Annotated in this window: 20 protein-coding genes; 5 read left to right on the plus strand and 15 right to left on the minus strand. The window is 65.0% G+C overall.

Translation table 11 applies throughout. The features are described 5' to 3' along the window. Nucleotides 1-158 precede the first annotated feature (158 nt). The 5 genes from CHB96_RS09270 to carD form a co-directional block, all read right to left on the minus strand. Nucleotides 159-482, minus strand: coding sequence for a hypothetical protein (locus CHB96_RS09270; protein ID WP_245865380.1), 324 nt, complete (start codon nucleotides 480-482; stop codon nucleotides 159-161). Nucleotides 483-563: 81 nt separating this feature from the next. After that, entirely contained in the window at nucleotides 564-1535 is a 972-nt protein-coding gene (gene rlmB / locus CHB96_RS09275) for a 23S rRNA (guanosine(2251)-2'-O)-methyltransferase RlmB (RefSeq protein ID WP_089245301.1), read from the minus strand. Continuing rightward, nucleotides 1535-2950: a cysteine--tRNA ligase gene (gene cysS, locus CHB96_RS09280; RefSeq protein WP_089245505.1), complete on the minus strand. Its 1416-nt coding sequence runs from the start codon at nucleotides 2948-2950 to the stop codon at nucleotides 1535-1537. Before cysS ends, rlmB begins: the two co-directional genes overlap by 1 nt. A gap of 23 nt (nucleotides 2951-2973) precedes the next feature. After that, nucleotides 2974-3438: a 2-C-methyl-D-erythritol 2,4-cyclodiphosphate synthase gene (ispF, locus tag CHB96_RS09285; protein ID WP_089245303.1), complete on the minus strand. Its 465-nt coding sequence runs from the start codon at nucleotides 3436-3438 to the stop codon at nucleotides 2974-2976. 288 nt (nucleotides 3439-3726) lie between these two features. Beyond that, on the minus strand, nucleotides 3727-4215 hold the full coding sequence (gene carD, locus CHB96_RS09290) for an RNA polymerase-binding transcription factor CarD (RefSeq protein ID WP_068423143.1): 489 nt from the start codon (nucleotides 4213-4215) through the stop codon (nucleotides 3727-3729). 315 nt (nucleotides 4216-4530) lie between these two features. Between carD and CHB96_RS09295 the strand changes: the two genes are divergently transcribed. From CHB96_RS09295 to disA, 3 genes are all read left to right on the plus strand, one after another. After that, nucleotides 4531-5208 carry a copper chaperone PCu(A)C domain-containing protein gene (locus CHB96_RS09295; RefSeq protein WP_089245305.1) on the plus strand — a complete coding sequence of 226 codons (678 nt, stop codon included), beginning with the start codon at nucleotides 4531-4533 and terminating at the stop codon, nucleotides 5206-5208. Nucleotides 5209-5243: 35 nt separating this feature from the next. Beyond that, on the plus strand, nucleotides 5244-6656 hold the full coding sequence (radA, locus tag CHB96_RS09300; protein WP_089245307.1) for a DNA repair protein RadA: 1413 nt from the start codon (nucleotides 5244-5246) through the stop codon (nucleotides 6654-6656). Nucleotides 6657-6728: 72 nt separating this feature from the next. After that, complete coding sequence (gene disA / locus CHB96_RS09305; protein WP_089245507.1) at nucleotides 6729-7826, plus strand: DNA integrity scanning diadenylate cyclase DisA; 1098 nt, start codon at nucleotides 6729-6731, stop codon at nucleotides 7824-7826. A gap of 23 nt (nucleotides 7827-7849) precedes the next feature. Here the strand turns inward: disA and CHB96_RS09310 are convergent, their stop codons facing one another. After that, entirely contained in the window at nucleotides 7850-8584 is a 735-nt protein-coding gene (locus tag CHB96_RS09310; protein ID WP_089245309.1) for a hypothetical protein, read from the minus strand. 76 nt (nucleotides 8585-8660) lie between these two features. Beyond that, nucleotides 8661-9281, minus strand: coding sequence for a carbonic anhydrase (locus CHB96_RS09315; protein WP_089245509.1), 621 nt, complete (start codon nucleotides 9279-9281; stop codon nucleotides 8661-8663). Between the two features lie 66 nt (nucleotides 9282-9347). Here CHB96_RS09315 and CHB96_RS09320 point away from each other — a divergent pair, with 66 nt between their 5' ends. Beyond that, entirely contained in the window at nucleotides 9348-10256 is a 909-nt protein-coding gene (locus CHB96_RS09320) for an HhH-GPD family protein (protein ID WP_089245311.1), read from the plus strand. Here CHB96_RS09320 and CHB96_RS09325 read toward each other — a convergent pair. Both CHB96_RS09325 and CHB96_RS09330 read right to left on the minus strand, forming a co-directional pair. Next, nucleotides 10225-11031 carry an alpha/beta fold hydrolase gene (locus tag CHB96_RS09325; RefSeq protein ID WP_089245313.1) on the minus strand — a complete coding sequence of 269 codons (807 nt, stop codon included), beginning with the start codon at nucleotides 11029-11031 and terminating at the stop codon, nucleotides 10225-10227. The genes CHB96_RS09320 and CHB96_RS09325 overlap by 32 nt on opposite strands. Nucleotides 11032-11036: 5 nt before the next feature. Beyond that, on the minus strand, nucleotides 11037-11774 hold the full coding sequence (locus CHB96_RS09330; RefSeq protein ID WP_089245315.1) for an alpha/beta fold hydrolase: 738 nt from the start codon (nucleotides 11772-11774) through the stop codon (nucleotides 11037-11039). Between the two features lie 30 nt (nucleotides 11775-11804). Here CHB96_RS09330 and mhuD point away from each other — a divergent pair, with 30 nt between their 5' ends. Next, the gene (gene mhuD, locus CHB96_RS09335) at nucleotides 11805-12113 is read left to right on the plus strand and encodes a mycobilin-forming heme oxygenase MhuD (RefSeq protein WP_089245317.1); all 309 of its coding nucleotides are present in this window, start codon (nucleotides 11805-11807) and stop codon (nucleotides 12111-12113) included. 6 nt (nucleotides 12114-12119) lie between these two features. Here mhuD and CHB96_RS09340 read toward each other — a convergent pair whose 3' ends face one another. The 6 genes from CHB96_RS09340 to CHB96_RS09365 form a co-directional block, all read right to left on the minus strand. Further along, complete coding sequence (locus CHB96_RS09340; protein WP_245865382.1) at nucleotides 12120-13529, minus strand: diguanylate cyclase domain-containing protein; 1410 nt, start codon at nucleotides 13527-13529, stop codon at nucleotides 12120-12122. A gap of 89 nt (nucleotides 13530-13618) precedes the next feature. Further along, the gene (locus tag CHB96_RS09345; RefSeq protein ID WP_245865384.1) at nucleotides 13619-15943 is read right to left on the minus strand and encodes a putative bifunctional diguanylate cyclase/phosphodiesterase; all 2325 of its coding nucleotides are present in this window, start codon (nucleotides 15941-15943) and stop codon (nucleotides 13619-13621) included. 175 nt (nucleotides 15944-16118) lie between these two features. Next, entirely contained in the window at nucleotides 16119-16775 is a 657-nt protein-coding gene (locus tag CHB96_RS09350; protein ID WP_089245321.1) for a DsbA family oxidoreductase, read from the minus strand. A 40-nt stretch (nucleotides 16776-16815) separates the two neighbouring features. Continuing rightward, complete coding sequence (locus CHB96_RS09355) at nucleotides 16816-17253, minus strand: OsmC family protein (RefSeq protein WP_089245323.1); 438 nt, start codon at nucleotides 17251-17253, stop codon at nucleotides 16816-16818. A gap of 75 nt (nucleotides 17254-17328) precedes the next feature. Further along, the gene (locus CHB96_RS09360; protein WP_089245325.1) at nucleotides 17329-18927 is read right to left on the minus strand and encodes an MFS transporter; all 1599 of its coding nucleotides are present in this window, start codon (nucleotides 18925-18927) and stop codon (nucleotides 17329-17331) included. 121 nt (nucleotides 18928-19048) lie between these two features. Next, nucleotides 19049-21589 carry an ATP-dependent Clp protease ATP-binding subunit gene (locus CHB96_RS09365; RefSeq protein ID WP_089245326.1) on the minus strand — a complete coding sequence of 847 codons (2541 nt, stop codon included), beginning with the start codon at nucleotides 21587-21589 and terminating at the stop codon, nucleotides 19049-19051. Between the last annotated feature and the right edge of the window lie 30 nt (nucleotides 21590-21619).

Here is a 21619-nt window from a genome sequence, read left to right on the forward strand (position 1 = left end):
CACGCTATCCCCCGAAAGCATGCGCCAAGCTTAGCCCACGAACTACAATTTGTCGAATATACGTTCGAATACGATGTCTGGAACGTATTCCGAATGACCTGCACTACCACCCATGCGGGAAAGCAGTACAGAGATCGACTACACGGGCGACAAGGCCGCTACCTGGACGCCGCCACCGACAGCCGAGGCACCAGAGCGTCTATCGCGAACGGAAGGCTCAGTACCGTTCCCCAGGTCATCGCTCCGGACACGATGGGGTCGTCGACGAACACATCGCGCCCATCCTTCGCCACGTTCAAAGCCTGGTACGTGGGGATCACTCGGATCCGGTCGCTCGCACCTTCGCTGCTGCCGGTATTCCACACGAGGACGTCGAGATCCAGCATGCCGAAATCGGGATGATCGGGTGACGTCGTCACGGTCGGTGCGATCTCGCTCAGTCGGTCGTAGGCGTCATGGCTGACGTCGATGTACTGAGCCATGATCAAATCCGGAGCCTGTGCCGAAAATCACCAGCTCCGGCTATCGGCCGCGTGGACCCGAATCACGACCGACGAAGCCGCTCAGAGACGCCGCTGACGCGCGATGTCGGCGAGCACGACGCCCGCGGCCACCGATGCGTTGAGGGACTCGACCGGCCCTGCCATCGGGATCGACAGGATGTGATCGCAGTTCTCACGCACGAGACGCGAGAGGCCCTTACCCTCGGAACCGACGACGATCGCGATGGGACCGCTACCGTCGAAGTCGTCGAGCGTGGTGTCGCCACCCGCGTCGAGGCCGACGATGGTGACACCCTTGGTCTGCCAATCCTTCAGCGTACGAGTCAGATTGGTCGCGCGAGCGACGGGAAGTCGTGCCGCTGCACCGGCACTGGTTCGCCATGCGACCGCGGAAACGCTTGCGCTGCGCCGCTGTGGAATGACGACTCCGTGTCCACCGAACGCCGCCACCGAACGCACGACGGCACCCAGGTTGCGGGGATCGGTGATGTTGTCGAGCGCGACGAGCAGAGCTGGTTCCTGATGCGACCGAGCCGCGCCGATCAGATCGTCCGGATGCGCGTAGCGGTACGGCGGCACCTGCAGGGCGAGACCCTGATGCAGGCCGTTGGCGCTGAGCCGGTCGAGATCGGAACGCGGGACCTCGAGAATGGAGATGCCGGCGTCGGCCGCGCGCTGCACGCTCTCCTTCAGTCGGTCGTCGCTGTCGGTACCGGTGGCGACCCACAGAGCCGTCGCGGGCACACCCGCACGCAGGCACTCGACGACCGGGTTACGTCCGAGGACGACCTCGGGGCCGTCGTCGTTCTTCCGGCTTGCGACGCGTCCGCCACCCTGCCGGCCCTGAGACTGTGCCGACTTCTCGGCGAGCTTGGCCCGACGCGCCGCGGGATGCTTGGTGCGTGCCTCGGCGGGAGGCGTCGCACCGCGTCCTTCGAGACCGCGGCGACGGTTGCCGCCGGAACCGGCGACCTGCCCCTTCTTGGTGCCCGTCTTGCGAACTGCGCCGCGCCTACTGGAATTGCCTGCCATCACTGCCCTGCTTCGTCGGTACTACTGGTTGCCCCGACGGACCATTCGGGCCCGTTGGGAGTGTCTGTCACGTCGATTCCGGCCTTCGCGAGACGATCTCTGATCGCGTCCGCTGTGGCCCAATCCTTGTCGATCTTCGCCTGTGCGCGAGCTTGAAGTTGTGCGTCGACGAGCACTCCGAGCGCGCCCTCGACGGCATCGTTGTCGCCGCCACCGGTGGCCCAGTGCGGGTCGAGCGGGTCGACGCCGAGGATCGAGAGCATTGCCCTGACTTTCGACGCATGTTCGACGGCACCGCCGAGATCGCCGCTCTCGAGCGCGCTGTTTCCTGACTTCACCGTCGCGTGGACTGCAGCGAGGGCCTTCGGCACACCCAGGTCGTCGTTCAGCGCGTCGGCGAAATCGTTTGTCCAGGTTCCGAGGGGAACCTCTCCTGCACGTTCGACGGTACGCTTCACGAACCCTTCGATGCCGCGATAGGTGACGGCAGCCGTCTGCAGTGCGTTGTCCGAGTACTCCAACATGGACCGGTAGTGCGCGCTGCCGAGGTAGTACCGAAGTTCCTGCGGCCGAACGTTTTTCAAAACATTGGGCACCGACAGGACATTGCCGAGCGACTTCGACATCTTCTCGCCGCCCATCGTGACCCAGCCGTTGTGCAGCCAGTACCGACTGAATCCGTCGCCTGCGGCCTTGCTCTGCGCGCGCTCGTTCTCATGGTGCGGAAACACCAGATCCAAACCACCGCAATGGATGTCGAAATCGGGACCGAGGTATGCCTCGCACATCGCCGAGCACTCGAGATGCCAACCGGGCCGACCGCGGCCCCACGGCGTCGGCCACGACGGCTCACCGGGCTTCGCAGCCTTCCACAACGTGAAGTCTCGCGGATCGCGTTTGCCCGCACCCGCACTCTCACCCTGGTGGACGTCGTCGAGCTTGTGGCCGGACAAGGCGCCGTAATCGGGGAAACTCACGACGTCGAAGTAGACGTCGCCTTCTGCCGCGTAGGCGTGCCCGGACGCGATGAGACGCTCGATCAGCTCGACCATCTGCGTGATGTGTCCGGTCGCGCGTGGCTCTGCCGACGGCGGCAACACACCGAGCTTGTCGTAGGCCCACGTGAACGACCGCTCGTACGTCGCGGCCCACTCCCACCACGGGCGGCCTGCGTCGCGAGCCTTGTTCAAGATCTTGTCGTCGATGTCGGTGACGTTGCGGATGAACGCGACGTCGTACTCGTGCGCGAGCAGCCACCGCCGCAACACGTCGAACGCAACTCCGCTGCGCACGTGCCCGATGTGCGGTTCACCCTGCACCGTTGCCCCACACAGATACACCGATGCATGGCCAGGGACCAAGGGGGTGAATTCCCGCAGGGCCCTCGTCTCGGTGTCGTATAGGTGAAGGGTCACGACCAGCAATGCTACCGGTGCTTTTACTCCGTCATGACAAGTGCGGTCGCCACGGCGGCTATTCCTTCGCCGCGACCGGTCAATCCCAATCCGTCGGTCGTCGTCGCGGACACCGACACAGGCGCTCCGAGCACCGCCGACAAAGTCTCCTGTGCCTCCACACGGCGTGGACCGATCTTCGGACGATTGCCGATGATCTGCACGGCGGCGTTGCCGATCGTGAATCCGTTGTCGGTCAGCAGGCGTCGCACCTCGGTGAGCATGGCCGCGCCGCTGACGCCGTCCCACTCCGGTCGCCCGGTGCCGAAGACCGAACCGAGGTCACCGAGGCCTGCCGCGGACAACAATGCGTCGCACAGTGCGTGCGACGCGACATCACCGTCGGAATGCCCTTCGAGTCCGTCGCCGTCCTCGAAGAGAAGGCCCGCAAGCCAACAGGGCCTGCCCGGCGCGATGGGATGGACGTCGGTTCCGATACCGACTCTCATGAATTCTCCTGACGGACCAGCGCTTCGGCCAGCAGCAGATCGTGTGGCGTCGTGATGTCGACCGACGCGAGAAAACAACGACGACCGAAAGCGACGACGACAGAAGCGCGGCGCGGGCAGCGTCGTGACCGAGCCGTGTCCGAGTTCGACCGCTAAAGACGGGTCTTCCCTCCCGCGGTCACGAAGACTTTCGGCTCACCGAGTCCGAGCCGCAGACCTCGGCCCCGCCGCCGGAACGAACGCGACGACGGGACCTTGGATGAAACTTGCCACCTGAGCAGCCGTCACTCAGGACGCTGCAGCGAGAACCTCGTCGAGGATGGTGTCGGCCTTGGCCTCGTCCGTTCCCTCGGCGAGCGCGAGCTCTCCGACCAGAATCTGACGCGCCTTGGCGAGCATGCGCTTCTCACCTGCGGACAAGCCGCGATCCTGTTCACGGCGCCACAGGTCACGAACGACCTCGGCGACCTTGTTCACGTCACCGGACGCGAGCTTCTCGAGATTTGCCTTGTACCGGCGCGACCAGTTGGTCGGCTCCTCCGTGTGCGGAGCACGCAGCACCTGGAACACCTTGTCCAAGCCCTCCTGCCCGACGACATCGCGTACGCCTACGTATTCGGCGTTGTCTGCAGGAACTCGAACGGTGAGATCGCCCTGGGCGACCTTGAGAACTAGGTACTCTTTCGGTTCACCCTTGATGGTGCGGGTTTCTATCGCTTCGATCAGCGCCGCTCCGTGATGGGGGTAAACGACGGTGTCTCCGACCTTGAAAATCATGTGTCCCGTGCCCCTTTCGATTTTCCCAGTTTACCACGCGCCCCGATCAACGGCGCAGGTCAGGGGCACAGCGCGACTTCCGCAGGGGTTGACAGGACCGCCGGAACGTGTATCCGACACCCCCGCAGACGATTCGGAAATGCATGGTGTCCGTGCAAGGACACCGAGGCGAAACGCCGGTGAACACGCCGGTCCGCGCCCGATCGGGTCCCACGTTCGAAGGCCCGAGGAAGAACCTCCGGACGGTGACTACTACTCTGCCTAGTGGACCTGACGTACCGGCTGGCCCGGACCGGCACAACTGGAGGACGACCCGTGACTGCGATCGAAGCTGCGACTGCGCGCCGAAAGACCCACCGACTGGTGACGACGGTCGCTGTTGCGGCCGGTGCTGCACTGACGCTGACCGCCTGCGGCGCGGGACAGATTTCCCAGACCGCCGATCAGGTCGCTGCCGTCAACGGCAACTTCGCGGACGTCGGAAACATCTCGTTGCGCAACGTCCACGTCGTCTACCCGCAGACCGAGGAGTACTCGATCGAGCCCGGCGGCAAGGTCGAACTCGGATTCATCGCGGTCAACAACAGCCCCGCGAACCCGGACACTCTCACCCGCATCTCGACGACGGCCGCGTCGTCGATCACCCTCGGCGAAGAGCCCGGCGGAACCGAGATCGCGCCGCTGACCGCACTCGGCGCGGGCGCTCCCGCCGACACGCAGCTCGACGACCCGCTGATCCCGCTGCAGCTCATCGTCGTCGAACTCAACGGCATCGGTGAAGACGTGCGCCCCGGCCTGACGGTCCCCGTCACCTTCACGTTCGAAGAAGCAGGCGACGTCCAGGTTCTCGTGCCCGTCGACGCAGGCCCCGTTCTCCAGCGCGACGTGTCCGACAAATCGCCTGTCGAAGCCGAGGCTCACGGCGAGGCACACAGTGCCGAGCAGAGCGTCGTCGAGACCGAGGTCGAAGAAGGCGCTGACGGCAACAACTGACTTTCTGTCGGTAGCCGCGGCTAGCCTTCTCACCCGTGGCCAAGCTCAAGACGAATTACCGCTGTTCGGCCTGCCAGCACATCGTTGCCAAGTGGGTCGGTCGATGCCCCGAGTGCGGAGCCTGGGGGTCGATGGACGAAGCCCCGATTCTCGCGCCGGTCGCCAGCCGGCCCGGGGCGTCGGGGCTCGGCGCAGGAAACACCAGATCCGCGACGGCTGCGATGGTGCCCACTCTCCCCGCGACCGCGCTCACGCAGGTCAGCAGTTCCACCTCCCAGGCCAACTCCACCGGAATCGACGAGTTCGATCGTGTTCTGGGCGGCGGCCTGGTTCCCGGATCGGTCGTTCTGCTCGCAGGTGAGCCGGGCGTCGGGAAGTCCACCCTCCTTCTCGAGGTCGTGCATCGCTGGGCGCGTACCGGCGAAGACCGCCGAGCTCTCTACGTCACGGGTGAGGAATCCGCCGGGCAGGTTCGCCTGCGCGCCGACCGCACCGGCGCGGTCCACGAACGCGTCTTCCTCGCCGCCGAGTCCGACCTCGCGACCGTGTTCGGTCACGTCGAACAGGTCAAGCCCAGTCTGCTGATCGTCGACTCCGTCCAGACGATGCTCGCTGCCGACGTCGACGGCGTCATCGGCGGTGTCACCCAGGTCAAGGCCATCACCAGCGCGCTCACCTCGCTCGCGAAGACAACGGGCGTCGCGGTCCTGCTGATCGGACACGTCACCAAGGACGGCGCCGTCGCAGGCCCTCGTGCGCTCGAACATCTCGTCGACGTCGTGCTCCACTTCGAAGGCGACAAGCACTCCAGTCTGCGCATGATCCGAGGCATCAAGAACCGCTTCGGCGCATCCGACGAGGTCGGCTGCTTCGAGCTACGCGAAACCGGTATCGAGGGCATCTCGGATCCGTCCGGGCTGTTTCTGCACCACCGCACCGAGGCGGTCCCCGGCACCGCCGTCACGGTCACGATGGACGGCAAACGTCCGTTGCTGGCCGAACTGCAGGCGCTCGTCGTCGACACACACATGGCGTCGCCGCGACGAGCGGTCAGCGGCCTCGACTCGGCGCGTGTCGCCATGATCCTCGCTGTCCTCGAACGTAGGGCAGGCATCAAGGTGTCGACGAAGGAGGTCTACGCCGCGACCGTCGGTGGAATGCGGACGAGCGAACCCGCGGCCGACCTGGCTCTCGCTGCGGCGGTCGCGAGCGCGGTACACGACCGGCCTTTGCCGAACGGTGTGGTGTTTCTCGGCGAAGTCGGGCTCGCGGGCGAAGTCCGTCGCGTGTCCGGCCTCGGCCGTCGCCTGGCCGAAGCCGCACGCCTCGGCTTCACACGCGCCGTCGTCCCCGAACACGACGACACGGTGCCGGCGGGGATGAAGGTCTCCACTGTCGTCAATGTCGGAGAAGCTCTGAAGCACGTCGACAAGCACCGAAGTCCGTAAGAATGCAGGCCGTATGACGCTGGCGGCGTACCCTCTACCTGCGAGACTGTGACACATAACGAGGGGATGAACATGGACGTATCCGCGCGCGAAACCTCTTCATCTCCGGCACTTCGGGACACCATCGCGCGTCTCGCACCCGGAACGGCACTCCGAGACGGCCTCGAGCGGATCCTGCGGGGCCGCACGGGCGGCTTGATCGTCCTCGGTTACGACGAGGAAGTCGAGGAGATCTGCGACGGCGGATTCGAGTTGGACGTCGAGTTCTCGCCGACGCGCCTGCGCGAGCTGTCCAAGATGGACGGAGCCGTCGTGCTCTCCACGGACGGAAAGCGAATCGTCCGATCCAATGTGCAACTTGTTCCCGATCACAAGATCGCCACCGTCGAATCCGGCACCCGGCATCGCGCCGCCGAGCGGACCGCGATGCAGACCGGCTACCCCGTCGTATCGGTGAGTCAGTCGATGAGCATCGTGAGCGTCTACGTCGCCGGGGTGCGTCACGTCGTCGAGGGATCGGCGACCATCCTCTCGCGCGCCAATCAGGCCGTCGCGACGCTCGAACGCTACAAGGCGCGTCTCGACGAGAACACCCGTCAGCTCTCGGTCGTCGAGATCGAGGACTTCGTGACATTGCGCGACGCGTTGACCGTCGCGCAGAGGCTCGAGATGGTGCGTCGCGTATCCGTCGAGATCGAGCAGAACGTCCTCGAACTCGGCACGGACGGAAGGCAATTGGCTCTTCAGCTCGAAGAGCTGCTCGGCGACAACGACGCCGACCGTCAGCTCATCGTCCGCGACTACCTCGCCGGAACGGAACCGTCGGAAACGGTGGCCGTCGAGAAGGCACTCGCCGCGCTCGATAAGTTGACCGACGTCGACCTGCTGGATCTGACGACACTGGCACGCGCCTTCGGCTACCCCGCAACCATCGAGGCACTCGACACCCCGATGAACCCGCGCGGGTATCGCGTGCTCACTCGTGTGCCGCGGTTGCAGTTCAGCCAGATCCACCGACTCGTCGGATCGTTCGGAACCCTGCAGGGACTGCTCGCCGCGACTGCCGCCGACCTGCAATCGGTCGACGGCATCGGCGGTCTCTGGGCCCGGCACATCCGCGAGGGTCTGTCGCGCCTCGCGGAGGCATCGATCGCGGGTCCGTACGACTAGACCTACAAGGTCATGTTGAACGGCTAGGTCATGTTGAACGGCTCCGGCGAGCTGCGGAGCTCGCCGAGCTGAGCGATCACCTTGTACGAACCGGCGCCCACTGGAATGCGCTCTTCGCCGCAGCCGGGAACCGAATTGGTGCCCGACCACTTGACCGTGAAGCCTGCCTGCTCGCCCGGCTTGAACGTTCGCAGATCGGACTGTGCGTCGGGGAAGCAATCGGTGTTGGACCAGATGCGCTGATCGTCGAGCGTGTAGACGAGTGCCTGCTGCAGGCCTGCCCCGACGTCGCGCTGGCATTCCGCGGAACTGATGTTGGTGATGACGACCGTGAAGCCCGGCTCCTCACCCACGCGGTACGACGGCTTGTCCGGTGTCGCCTTGATCGCGAGGCTCTGGTCCGCGCACTGGTTCGCCGGAGCAGGCGCGTCTCCCGCGGGAGCGGCCGACGACGTACTCGACGCGGCCGAAGTTCCACCGCTCGATCCGCTACCGCCGGATCCGCCTGCCGAACCTCCCCCGGGTCCGCCTCCCGACGAGGCCGACTGAGACGGCGTCGCCGATGCACTCGGTGTCGTGGGCGCCGGTGTCGTCGCGACGACTCCGGCCGGCTCTGCTTGCGGAGGGTCGTCGTTTCCGCCACCGAGCGACGAAATGAACCACACGATCAAACCGAGCACGACGACCGCTGCGCCGATGGCGAGAGCACGGCGACGCCAATAGATTTCGGGAGGCAAGGGCCCGGTTGGTTCCAACACAGACCAACCGTAATGGCCAGCAGCTACGTATCGAAGAAGCGCACGCGGCGTGTCGTGCGCCCGATGACGACCGTGGTTACGGCTGCTCGCCGATGTCGCCGATGACCTCGCGCAGGATGGCACTGCCGTCGGACAGGTGGTACGTCAGTCCGACGATCGCGAGCTCTCCGGCCTCGACCTTCTCGGCGACGACGCGCGACCGCTGCATCAGCTGCTGGCCGGTCTCCTCGACGTGGCGAGCCTCGATATCGTCGATGCCGGTGTAGCCGTCGCGTCGGGCGGACAGCACCGACGGCGTCACACGCTCGACGAGATCACGGATGTAACCACCGGGGAGATCGCCCGACTCGAGTGCGTCGACCGTCGCCTTGACGGCGCCACAGCTGTCGTGGCCGAGGATGGCGATGAGCGGAACGCCGAGGACTCCGACGCCGTATTCGATCGATCCGAGGACGGACGAGTCGATGACGTGGCCCGCGGTACGGACGACGAACATGTCACCGAGGCCCTGATCGAAGATGATCTCGGCGGCGACGCGCGAGTCGGCACAACCGAACAGCACTGCACTGGGATGCTGACCGTCGGCGAGCCGAGCGCGATCCTCGATTCCCTGGCTGGGGTGCTGTGATTCGCCTGCGACGAACCTCTGGTTACCCTCTTTGAGAGACTTCCACGCTGATACGGGATTCGTAGGCACGTCTTTCATTGTGCACCGACGCCGTACTACTGGCGAGTCGGGTTCACCGAGACTTCTAGGAGAGATGTGCCGATCGATACGGTCTCGCTGCTCGGATGGTTCGACACCGAGGAACGCGACCTTCCGTGGCGCCGCCCGGGCGTCACGGCCTGGCAGATCCTCATGAGCGAGATCATGTTGCAGCAGACGCCGGTGTCACGCGTCGCGCCGATCTGGCAACAGTGGGTCGAGCGCTGGCCGGTGCCGTCGAAGATGGCGGCGTCGAGCCAGGCCGAGGTGCTGCGGGCCTGGGGCAAGCTCGGCTATCCCCGTCGCGCGCTGCGGTTGCACGAGTGCGCCGGGGTGCTCGCGTCAGAGCACGGTGACGTCGTCCCCGACGACGTCGACACGCTGCTCGACCTTCCCGGAATCGGCGCCTACACCGCACGGGCCGTGGCGTGTTTCGCCTACGGCAGGCGAGTTCCCGTCGTCGACACCAATGTTCGACGCGTCGTCGCGCGTGCTGTCCATGGTGCCGCCGAGCCGGGCAACCCGTCGACGACGCGGGATCTCGCCGACGTCGAAGCGATCCTCCCGCGAGGGCGCGAGAAGGCAGCGCGGTATTCGGCGGCGTTGATGGAACTCGGTGCGCTGATATGCACGGCGAAGAATCCCGCGTGCCTGCTGTGCCCGCTTCCGAAGTGCTCGTGGATCGAGGCGGGCAGACCTGCATATTCCGGACCACCGAAGAAGGTGCAGAAATTCGCAGGCACGGACCGTCAGGTGCGCGGCAAACTGATGTCGGTGCTGCGCGAGAGCGACGGTCCCGTCGAGCGCGCCGAACTCGACGTCGTGTGGCTCACCGATCCGGGTCAGCGGGACCGGGCTCTGGACTCGCTGCTCGTGGACGGATTGATCGAGCAGACGGAGTCCGGTCTGTTCGCGCTGGCGGGTGAAGCACAGCTCAGCGGAGAAAGTCGACCAGCAGCGCGTTGACGACGCCGGGACGCTCCAGGTACCCGAAATGCCCTGTGTCCGTGACCTCTTCGTACCGAGCACCCGGAATGGATTGCGCTACTTCACGACTGAGGTGGACCGGAATGAGCCGGTCGTCGGCGAATCCGACGACCATCGTCTTCGCGGTGATCCTGCGGTAGGCGGTCAAACGCTCCGACCCCGAACGCATGTCGAGACCGATCTGCGCTCGCGTTCCCGCCGTCCGCGAACCACCCGAGTACTCCATGACGGCGAGCCAGTCGCCGATCGCGGCCTCGTCGCGCAGCGTCGCGGGCGAGAAGTTGTTCATCGCGGTGATCGCGGCACGGTATGTCGCCGGCAGCGTGATTCCGGCGTCGTACAGATCTCGCTCGCCCTGCGACAGCGCCTTCTGCATCGTCGACGCGCGCCCGTACGTGGCCATCATGACGGCGTGCGACACGAGGTCCGGACGCGCGAGCGCGAGTTCCTGCGTCACGCGCGCGCCCATCGAGGTCCCGACGACGCGTGCCCGCATGCCGCCGAGGTGTTCGATCAATGCGGCGGTGTCGGCGACGAGGTCGTCGAGCGCGAAGCCCTCACCGCATTCCGACGAGGGCGCGATGCCACGATTGTCGAACGTGACGACGGTGTACCCGGCCTTCACCAGAGCAGGAACCTGATGCGTCTTCCACACACGACCTGGGCTGCCGGATCCCATGACCAGCACGACGAGCGGGCCACTGCCTGTGACGTCGTAGTTGATATCGATACCGTTCAGCCTCGCCAGCGACATTCGCGTCACTGTAGTCGGCCGAGAAACTCCTCCACCGCGCCCCGGTAAGCCTCCGGCTGTTCGTCGTGGACCAGATGCGCCGCACCGGCCACACGGACGTAGGTCGACATGGGGTTTCGGCGATGCATCTCCGCCATCTGACCTGCCGGTGTGATCCCGAACTCACCCTCGATCAGCAGGCTCGGTGCACGAACGGCGTCCCATTCGTCCCAGAAATGACGGGTGCCCCATTCCTGCGAGATAGCCTCGAACGTCGACACGTCGCCGTGCAGATACAAGCCGTCGTCACGCCGCTCGAACGAGTCCAGAAAGTACTGTCCCGCAACATCTCCGAAGAATTCCCTGACGGCGTCGTCGCTCTCGAACGGTTGCGGCCACTGCCGAATCATCGCGGCCCACGCGTCGGCGGTGCGGCCACGGAAATCCGGCGTGATGTCCTCGACGACCACACCCGACACCAGATCCGGCCGCGCCGCCGCCAGACACACTCCGTGCAGTGATCCCATCGAGTGACCGATCACCACCGAGGGCCCGAGCTGCTCGGCATGACCGATCAGATCAGACACGAACGCTTCGGTGGTCGGCTCCGACGGCGGTGGCCTGCGGTGACCCGGCGCATCGTAGGTGTGGACGTGCCCGAACTCCCGCAACCACGGAACCTGGCGACGCCACGTGCGGGCACTGCCCATCAGTCCGTGCAGCAGAAGGATCGACCTGCCCGTTCCACCTTCGTCGTACAGCACCTTGCCGACTTTAACGGCTACCCTTCGTCCATGGCTGTCGTGAAGATCAATGCAATCGAGGTACCCGAAGGCGCAGGCGCCGAACTGGAGAAGCGCTTCGCCGCTCGTGCCGGGGCCGTCGAGAACTCGCCCGGATTTCTCGGATTCCAGCTCCTGCGCCCGGTCAAGGGTGAGAATCGCTACTTCGTGGTGACGCAATGGGAAACCGAAGAGGCGTTTCAGGAATGGGCGTCGGGACCCGCCAAGGCCGCACACGCAGGCGAGCGCGCCAAGCCGGTGTCGAGCGGTGCTTCGCTACTCGAGTTCGAGGTCGTGCTCGACGTCGCCGCGAGTCGCTGACGACCCCTACCGAGCAAAGTCGTGGTCGGCGCGCGCGTCGAACACCGAAAAGCCGGACGTACCAGCGTTCTTCGCGGCATACATCGCCGAGTCCGCTTTGCGCAGCAGGTCGTCCGCGTCGGCCTCGTAGCGTTCGTCCACGGCGATTCCGATACTCGCCGAGACGGTGACGACGTACCCGTCGATCTCGAACGGAAAGGCGAGATCGGCGAGTATCCGCCTGGCCACCGCCACCGCGTCGGGCCCGCGATGAAGCACGACGAACTCGTCGCCGCCGAATCTCGACACCGTGTCGTCGGGACCTGCTGCGTCGGCGAGCAATTCGGCCACGAGCCTCAGCGTCGCGTCTCCGACGGCATGTCCGAGGGTGTCGTTGATCGTCTTGAAGTTGTCGAGATCTATCACGAGAAGCGCTATGGCATACGGGTTTCCGTTCTCGGCGATGTCACGGATGCGTTGGCGCACGAGCACTCGGTTGGGCAAACCCGTCAGCGGATCGTGCAGCGTCCGGCGCCGTAGCTCGTTCTCCAGATCGTGCCGCCGAACAGCCGCGGAGACGACGCCCGCGACGGTCTGCAGGAATGCGAGTTCACCGTCGTCGAAGTCCGTGGGATCGGTGCTGTACACGGCGAGAACACCCCACGGTTCGCCCATCCCGTCGATCACGACGGCGGCTCCACTGTGCACTCCGCGATCGCGCATGAAATCGGTCGGGAACCGCAACTCGCTGTCTCTGTCCGCGCAGACCACAGCCTCACCGGACAAGAGGGCCGCGGCCGCATGAGAGCTGCGCGACAACGGAATCGGCCCCGGTGCGCTGTCCGGACCCGAATAGGCCACCGCTCTCAGCTCGGTACGGTCGGGGAATCCGGGTTCGAGGATCACAGCACACTTCATGCCCATCAACGACAACGCGGCGGCCGTCGCCCTCCTCATGACCTCGGCAGGACTGGCGGTCAACGCGATACGGCTCAGGTCGGCAACTGCTCGCTGCTCGCGCGCGTGTGCATCCGCCGCGACGGCGACCTCGACCAGCCGGCGTTCGTGGTCGAAACGGCCACGCAGATCCCGGTACGCCAGCGCGACCATCGCGATCGCTGCATGCCTGCCCGTCACGACATAGGCCGATACCCACACCGGAATCGCATCATGGGTTCGACAATGCGTGAGCTCGACGTCTCCCGTCCACACACCGCCTGCGAGGGCACGCGCCACCGGGCCGGTTCGCTGATGGACCGAACCGAAGATCCAATCCGCTGCGCGTGCCGCCTCGTCCATCGTCGCACCCACGAGGTCGACGGCAGCCGAATTCAGGTACGCCACATGGCCGTCCGATCCCCGCAGACACATCGCGTCGGGGGATCTGTCGGCCGTGGCGGCGAATTCGGCCACCCACTCCTCGACATACGGATCCACTGTCCTGCACTCCCACTGACCACAGCACTCGAATCCCCCGATGCTTCGTGGTGCGCTCTACTGTTCCACCGCCCGTACGGCGTCGCGTGCTAATTCCGTTGGGCGACCGATCCCAGTGCAACAGCGGGGAGCTCGTCGTGGGCCAACGACGACCGACCCTCGATACCCTCGATTCGCTCGATGAGGTCTTGCAGTTCGTCGGCGGGGACGGCGCGCCCGATGTGGTACCCCTGCGCACCGTCGCATCCCAGAACGTGGAGCCGGTCGAGTGTGCTCTTGTCCTCCACACCCTCCGCGACGACGGTCATACCGAGGCTTCGACCCAGCTCGATCGTCGAACGCACGATGGATGCATTGGTCGGTTGACTGTTCATCGCCGTCACGAACGATCTGTCGATCTTCAAGGTCTGCACCGGAAGCGAGCGGAGGTAGGCCAGTGAGCTGTAGCCGGTGCCGTAGTCGTCGATCGCGATGGAGGCTCCCAGATCGCGCAGGGACACCAGCGCGTCGACAGACCGCCTCGGATCGGTCATGGCCGAAGTCTCCGTCACCTCGAATTCCACCGCCGATGCGGGCACGTCGTGTCGTTCGAGTGCGGCAGCGACCTGATCGCCGAGCGTCGGGTCGACGAGATTGCGCACCGAGAGATTGACAGCGATACCGATGCGGAAGCCTTTGCGTCTCAACGCACTACAGCACGCCAGGGAATCCTCGAGGACATAGGCGGAGATTGCCGGAAGCATGCCCGTGCGCTCCGCGTCGGGCAGGAACGACGACGGTGCGATCAGGCCCTCACGCGGATGCTGCCACCGCAGCAACGCTTCGATTCTGGTCACGCGCCTGGTGTCGAGATCGAGGCACGGCTGGAAGTAGACCCTGAGTTGCCGGTGCAGAAGCGCGGTTTCGAGCTCACCGAGCAGCCTCATCTGCTGACGTCGATCGCAGTCCATCGTCGGCATGTAGATCGAGACACGCATATGCCCCGCCTTCGCCGCAGTCAGCGCGACGTGTGCGTGCTGCAGCAATGTCTCGGCCCCGACGCCGGGATCCTTCGCCGAATGCACGACCCCGACCGTCGCTTCCAGCGCGACGTTGATGTCGTGCACGAACATGGTGCGGCTCACCGCACGCTGGAAATGCTCGGCACATTCCGCGGCCGTCACCGGCATCCGCTGCGCAGGGATCGCGACGACGAACTGATCTCCACCGAGGCGCCCGACGACGGCATCGGTGACCGCCGCGCCGACGAGCCTCTCGCCGATCTCCCGAAGGACGCTGTCGCCTACGGGATATCCGAATGTCTCGTTGATCTGTGCGAACCTGTCGATGTCGACGATGAGCACGATGATTCCCTGCTCGCCTGCCTCGTCGACGGCTCGATCGAGCATCTCGCCGATGCGTCGCCGGTTGGGTAGGCCGGTGACGGAATCCGACATCGCCGTCTCGGTCAACTCGGCAGCCTGACGTCTCATGACTGTCAGAAAACACGCCATCCTGGCACCCACGAGCGCGACGACGAGCATCGAACACCCGGCTACGACCCAGCCCCACTTGGACACCGGGACTCCCCCCGCGAGCTGGATTCCCATGACGACGGGAGCCATCAGACTCGCCGCGCTGAGCCCGAGCAACCGCGTCCGATCGGCGAACAGGCGCTTTTCGGTGCCGGTCGACGGCGACCCGTGGGGCGTCGGATTCGCCGAGTACGCCGCGAGCAGAACATAAGCGACAAGCGACAGCGTCGCGGCGACGTTCGAGACGGGAAGGCCGGACATCACCTGACCCGATCCGTCGAATCCCCCGTAGGCAACCCAGTTCGACACCGCGAAGACCGACATCGCAAGGGTCACGATCACGAACGGGCCGGTCCGAGCCCGCTTGGACACCAGCAGGATCAGTGCCGTGGCGACGAGGAATCCGTCGGTGGTCGGGTACAGGACTGCAGGCCAGTGCGTCGCGACGCTGTCGGGACCGGGGTTGCCGACCGAGTCGTGTCCTACCAGGAAGACCCAGGACACCAGTCCGACTCCGGTGGCGACGATGAGACCTTCGAGGACATCCTCGATCTTCACCACTCGTCCGCGATGATCTCGCACAGTCAGGACGGCCGCGACGAACGCCACATGACCGACCACGTACAACGCGTCGGCGACGCTCACGCCGGATGCGCTCCGGCCGCCGTGATGACCTAATTCGACGACGGCATCCCCGACGCAATTGGCCATGAGCCCGACGGCGAGGAATACCCACATGACCCCGTCGTGGCGTCGTCGTACCCGTCCACGCAGGAGAAACACCGCGACCGACCCGATCGCGACCAGCCCATACAGTACGACGCGTCCGACGCCGTCAGGCAACAACGAATACCCGGCCACACATGCAAGCCCCGCAAGCATGAACCTCGACCAGGCCATTGTCTCTGGTGGTTCCTTCCTGGTCCCCCAACCGTCGTCTTCACCGCCGAACGTCGAAACCCGTCGTTCCATCGGTATTCGTATCCGAAACCGTAGCGGACTGGTTTGTTTTTCAAGGATTACAGACCAGTGTATGGATGTAACGCTCGGGTACTGCGAAAGCCTTGCTTCCCGCCTACTCGGCGTCGGCGAACCCTTGGTCGAGGAGCTGAAGAAAGACGTCGACGGGCTGTGCGCCGGAGACCGCGATGCGCCTGCCTGCCACGAAGAATGGAACACCGGTGACCTGCAGTTCTCGGGCGGCAGCGAGATCGGCGCGTACCTCTGCAGCGCCGGTATCGCCCGCCAGTGCTTCCGCAGCACCGACCATTCCTACGGCGTCGGCCAGCTCGGCCAGAACAGTGGGATCGTCGACGACGCGGCCCTCGGTGAAATGGGCGACGAACAGCGCGGCCAGCATCTCGTCGGCGAGCCCCTGCTCCCGAGCGACGTGGACGAGGCGATGGGCGTCGAATGTGTTGGCGGCGACGGCGGTATCGAAGTCGATCTTCAGACCGTCCGCGGCCGCGATGCCTGCGACGTGCTCGAACATGCCCGTGACCTGGTCCGGTGACATGCCCTTCAGACGCACGAGCGCGTCCAGCTCGCGTTCCCGGGCGCCGACGGGCGTCTCCGGGGACAGCTGATACGAACGCCAGATCACCTCGACGCGGTCGCGGCGGTCGAATTGTTCGAGTGCCACCGCGAACCGCGCCTTGCCGATGAAGCACCACGGGCAGGCGATGTCGGACCAGATCTCTACCTGAAGAGCTTCGAGTTCAGTTGAAGTCACAACGGACGCAACCTCGACGCCGACCCGGGTGTTCCCGGGGTCAGGATTCGAGCGATGCGTCCAACGTGATCTCGACACCGGTCAGTGCTTTGCTGACCGGACATGTCTCCTTCGCCGACTGTGCAGCCTTCGCGAAGCCCTCGGCATCGAGGCCGTCGACCTCACCGCGAACCGTCAGCTTGATGCCGGTGAGCTTGAACCCCGGCTGGTCCGGGCCGAGCGAGACGTCCGCGGTCACCTCGAGGCTCTGAGGCGTCCCGCCTGCTTCGGCGATCAACGCCGACAGCTGCATCGCATAGCAGGACGAGTGTGCTGCCGCGATCAATTCTTCGGGGCTTGTCGTGCCGTCGGCGTTCTCGGCGGCGCGCTTGGGGAACGACACGTCGAATGTCGCTGCTCCCGAGCTCGTGAGTTCCACCTGGCCGGAGCCGTCTTCCAGCGTGCCGTTCCATGCAGTGCGCGATGTACGTGTGGGCATTGCGTTCGGACTCCTCTCGTTGTGGGCCGTCGATCGGCGACCCGTGGTGTGCAGGTTGCCCGGATCGGCCGGAGGCTAACCGGATCGACCGCCGGCCGCCTCGGCTCGCTGTGCATCGCGTGAATGATAGTGCGCTAGAAGGCTCTTCTCTCGCTCGTGCTTGGGGAACGCGAAGAACACCAGAACCGCACCGACCAGCACCACGAGAATCGCTGCGACATAGGACTTCTGGTCACCGTCCTCGAACGCTTGCTTCGCGGCAGAGACGATCTGATCCGAGTACTGCGGGTACCTCTCGGCCAAATCCGCCGCCGACGAGAACGACTTGGTCAACACCGACTGAGTTTCCTCGCTGATGTCGGCCGCATCGGGAGAACTCGCGATCTGCGCTGTCAACGATGCCGAGTACCCCGCCGTCAACAGTGCGCCGAGAGTCGACTGCATGATCGCTCCACCGAGGTCACGCTGCAGATCGGCCGTCCCTGAAGCCATTCCAGCTCTGTCGACGGGCACCGAACCGGTCAACGACCTCGATGCCGGAGTACCGGCGAACCCCACTCCGACGCCCAGGAAGATGTAGCTGAGTGCGACGACCCAGTACGCCACACCCTCCGTCCACGTCAGCCACGCCAGGACCAGTCCGACGACGATGAAGCTGTAGCCCAGCAGCAACGTGAACCTCGAACCCCTCGATTCGACGAGCTTCGCCGACTGCGGTGCCACCACCACCATCGCCAGTGCCGCAGGAAGCGTCGACGCGCCCGCCGCCAACGTCGAGTAACCGAGGACGTTCTGCAGAAACTGCTGCCCGACGAAGATGACGCCCATCAACGAGCCGAAGACGATGATGCCGGCCACCGCAGCCACCCAGAATGTTCGACGACGTGCGACATTCAGATCGTAGAGCGGGGACTCGACGCGACGCTGACGGATCACGAACACCGTCCCCGCCGCGACGGCGATGGCTCCCAGCCCGATTGCCAACGTCCCCATTCCCTGCACGGGGGCGAAGTTGATACCGAGCACGAGGGCAGCGATGAACACCACCGACACCATGCCGCCGAGATGGTCCACCGCATCGGTCGTCTCGTTGACGTGCGCAGGCACGAGTACGACAGCGAGGACCAATGCGAGGAGCGCGAGAGGCAGCGTCACGATGAACACCGAACCCCAATGGAACTTCTCGAGCAGCGCACCGGACATCAACGGGCCGAGTGCGGACAACGCGCCGCCGAGCGCCGACCACAACGCGATCGCCTTGGTCCGCGGCGGCCCCGACCACAGAGCGGTGATCAGCGCCAGCGTCGTCGGATAGGCCAGCCCGGCGGACAGACCGCCGAGCAGCCGAGCGCCGAACAGCACCTCGACGTTCGGCGCGAAGGCTGCCACCAAACACGCCGGAATCGACAACGTCATGCCCAGAACGAGCAGAAGTTTGCGCCCGTACCGGTCCCCTACCGCACCGAGGTACAGCACCGACGCGGCAAGCCCCAACGAGTACGCGACGGCAACCAGGTTCAGCTGAGTCTGACTGGCGTCGAAGTCGCGGCCGATCTCCGGCAGAGCGACATTGGCGACCGCAAGGTTCAGATTCGCCACCGCGGCGACGAGGATCAGAACGAACAACACCAGCCCTGCACGGGCGGGAGACGAACCTTTCGAGGTGGAAGTCACAGCGTCAGTAAAACTCAGCGGACACCCCTGTGCCTCACCTTCGGTGTGCGAAGTGCTGACCCAGCCCACGCAAAGCGGGCCGCACCTCTCGTCGAGGTACGGCCCGCTGTGGTCTTGCTACTTACTCGCTGTCACTGTCGCCCGCGGCCTTGGCCAGGTCGACCGGAAGCTCGTCGGGAACACTGATCGGCTTCTTCTCACCACGGAACGTGAACTTCGCGTCCTCGCCCTGGCTTTCGCCGTCCCAGTTCTCGACGTCGACCAGAACGATCTGGCCGGCTTCGATCTCGCCGAAGAGGATCTTCTCCGACAGCTGGTCCTCGATCTCGCGCTGGATCGTGCGACGCAGCGGCCGCGCACCCAGGACCGGGTCGAATCCACGCTTGGCGAGCAGGGACTTCGCCTTCTCGGTGACCTCGATGGACATGTCCTTGTTCTTCAGCGCACCTTCCACGCGGTTCAGCATGAGGTCGACCATCTGGATGATCTCGTCCTTGCTGAGCTGGTGGAACACGACGATGTCGTCGATACGGTTGAGGAACTCGGGGCGGAAGTGCTTCTTCAGCTCGTCGTTGACCTTCAGCTTCATGCGCTCGTAGTTCGAGCCGGTGCCTTCACCCGACGAGAACCCGAGGCCGACTGCCTTCGAGATGTCCGACGTACCGAGGTTCGACGTGAAGATCAGCACGGTGTTCTTGAAGTCGACCGTACGTCCCTGGCCGTCGGTGAGACGTCCGTCTTCCAGCACCTGCAGGAGCGTGTTGTAGATCTCCTGGTGTGCCTTCTCGATCTCGTCGAACAGGACGACGGAGAACGGCTTGCGGCGAACCTTCTCGGTGAGCTGGCCACCCTCTTCGTAGCCGACGTATCCGGGAGGAGCACCGAAGAGCCGCGACGCGGTGAAGCGGTCGTGGAATTCGCCCATGTCGATCTGGATGAGTGCGTCGTCCTCGCCGAACAGGAAGTTCGCGAGAGCCTTCGACAGCTCGGTCTTACCGACACCGGACGGGCCGGCGAAGATGAACGAGCCCGACGGGCGCTTGGGATCCTTCAGGCCTGCACGCGTACGACGGATCGCCTTCGAGACTGCCTTGACGGCGTCCTCCTGGCCGATGATCCGCTTGTGCAGCTCGTCCTCCATGCGGAGCAGACGCGTGGTCTCCTCCTCGGTGAGCTTGAAGACGGGGATGCCGGTCCAGTTACCGAGGACCTCGGCGATCTGCTCGTCGTCGACCTCGGCGATGACGTCCAGGTCACCGGAGCGCCACTGCTTCTCGCGCTCGGTGCGCTGGTGAACCAGCTGCTTCTCCTTGTCGCGCAGGTTCGCGGCCTTCTCGAAGTCCTGCGCGTCGATCGCGGATTCCTTCTCGCGACGGGCGTCGGCGATCTTGTCGTCGAACTCGCGCAGGTCTGGCGGTGCGGTCATCCGGCGGATACGCATCCGCGCGCCTGCCTCGTCGATGAGGTCGATCGCCTTGTCCGGCAGGAACCGGTCGTTGATGTACCGGTCGGCCAGCGTGGCCGCGGCGACGAGAGCACCGTCGGTGATCGAGACGCGGTGGTGTGCCTCGTAGCGATCGCGCAGACCCTTGAGGATCTCGATGGTGTGCTCGACGGTCGGCTCGCCGACCTGCACCGGCTGGAAACGACGTTCGAGGGCCGCGTCCTTCTCGATGTACTTGCGGTACTCGTCGAGGGTCGTGGCACCGATGGTCTGCAGCTCACCGCGGGCGAGCTTCGGCTTCAGGATCGAGGCCGCGTCGATAGCGCCCTCGGCTGCGCCTGCACCCACGAGAGTGTGCAGCTCGTCGATGAACAGGATGATGTCACCGCGAGTGTTGATCTCCTTGAGGACCTTCTTCAGGCGCTCTTCGAAGTCACCGCGGTAACGGCTGCCGGCGACCAGGGATCCGAGGTCGAGGGTGTAGAGCTGCTTGTCCTTGAGTGTCTCGGGGACCTCGCCGTTGACGATGGCCTGCGCGAGACCTTCGACCACCGCGGTCTTACCGACGCCGGGCTCACCGATGAGAACAGGGTTGTTCTTGGTACGGCGGCTCAGGACCTGCATCACGCGCTCGATTTCCTTCGCGCGACCGATGACCGGGTCCAGTTTGCCTTCGAGGGCAGCCTGGGTCAGGTTGCGTCCGAACTGGTCGAGAACCAGGGACGTCGACGGAGTGCCTGCCTCGCCGCGGCCGCTGCCGGATTCCGACGGCTCCTTGCCCTGGTAACCGGACAGCAGCTGGATGACCTGCTGGCGTACACGGTTGAGGTCGGCTCCGAGCTTGACCAGAACCTGAGCAGCGACGCCTTCGCCTTCGCGGATCAGACCCAGCAGGATGTGCTCGGTGCCGATGTAGTTGTGGCCGAGCTGCAGCGCCTCACGCAGGCTGAGCTCGAGGACTTTCTTGGCGCGCGGGGTGAAGGGAATATGACCGGACGGAGCCTGCTGGCCCTGACCGATGATCTCCTCGACCTGGCTGCGGACTCCTTCAAGGGAGATACCAAGCGACTCCAGAGACTTGGCCGCTACGCCCTCACCCTCGTGGATGAGACCGAGCAGAATGTGCTCCGTGCCGATGTAGTTGTGGTTGAGCATCCGGGCTTCTTCTTGAGCCAGGACGACAACACGCCGCGCGCGATCGGTGAACCTCTCGAACATCGCTCTCCCTCACTTCTCGGTGGGTGGTAG

Origin of the sequence: Rhodococcoides kyotonense, from assembly GCF_900188125.1 — a bacterium.
GTDB classification, from domain to species: Bacteria; Actinomycetota; Actinomycetes; order Mycobacteriales; family Mycobacteriaceae; genus Rhodococcoides; species Rhodococcoides kyotonense.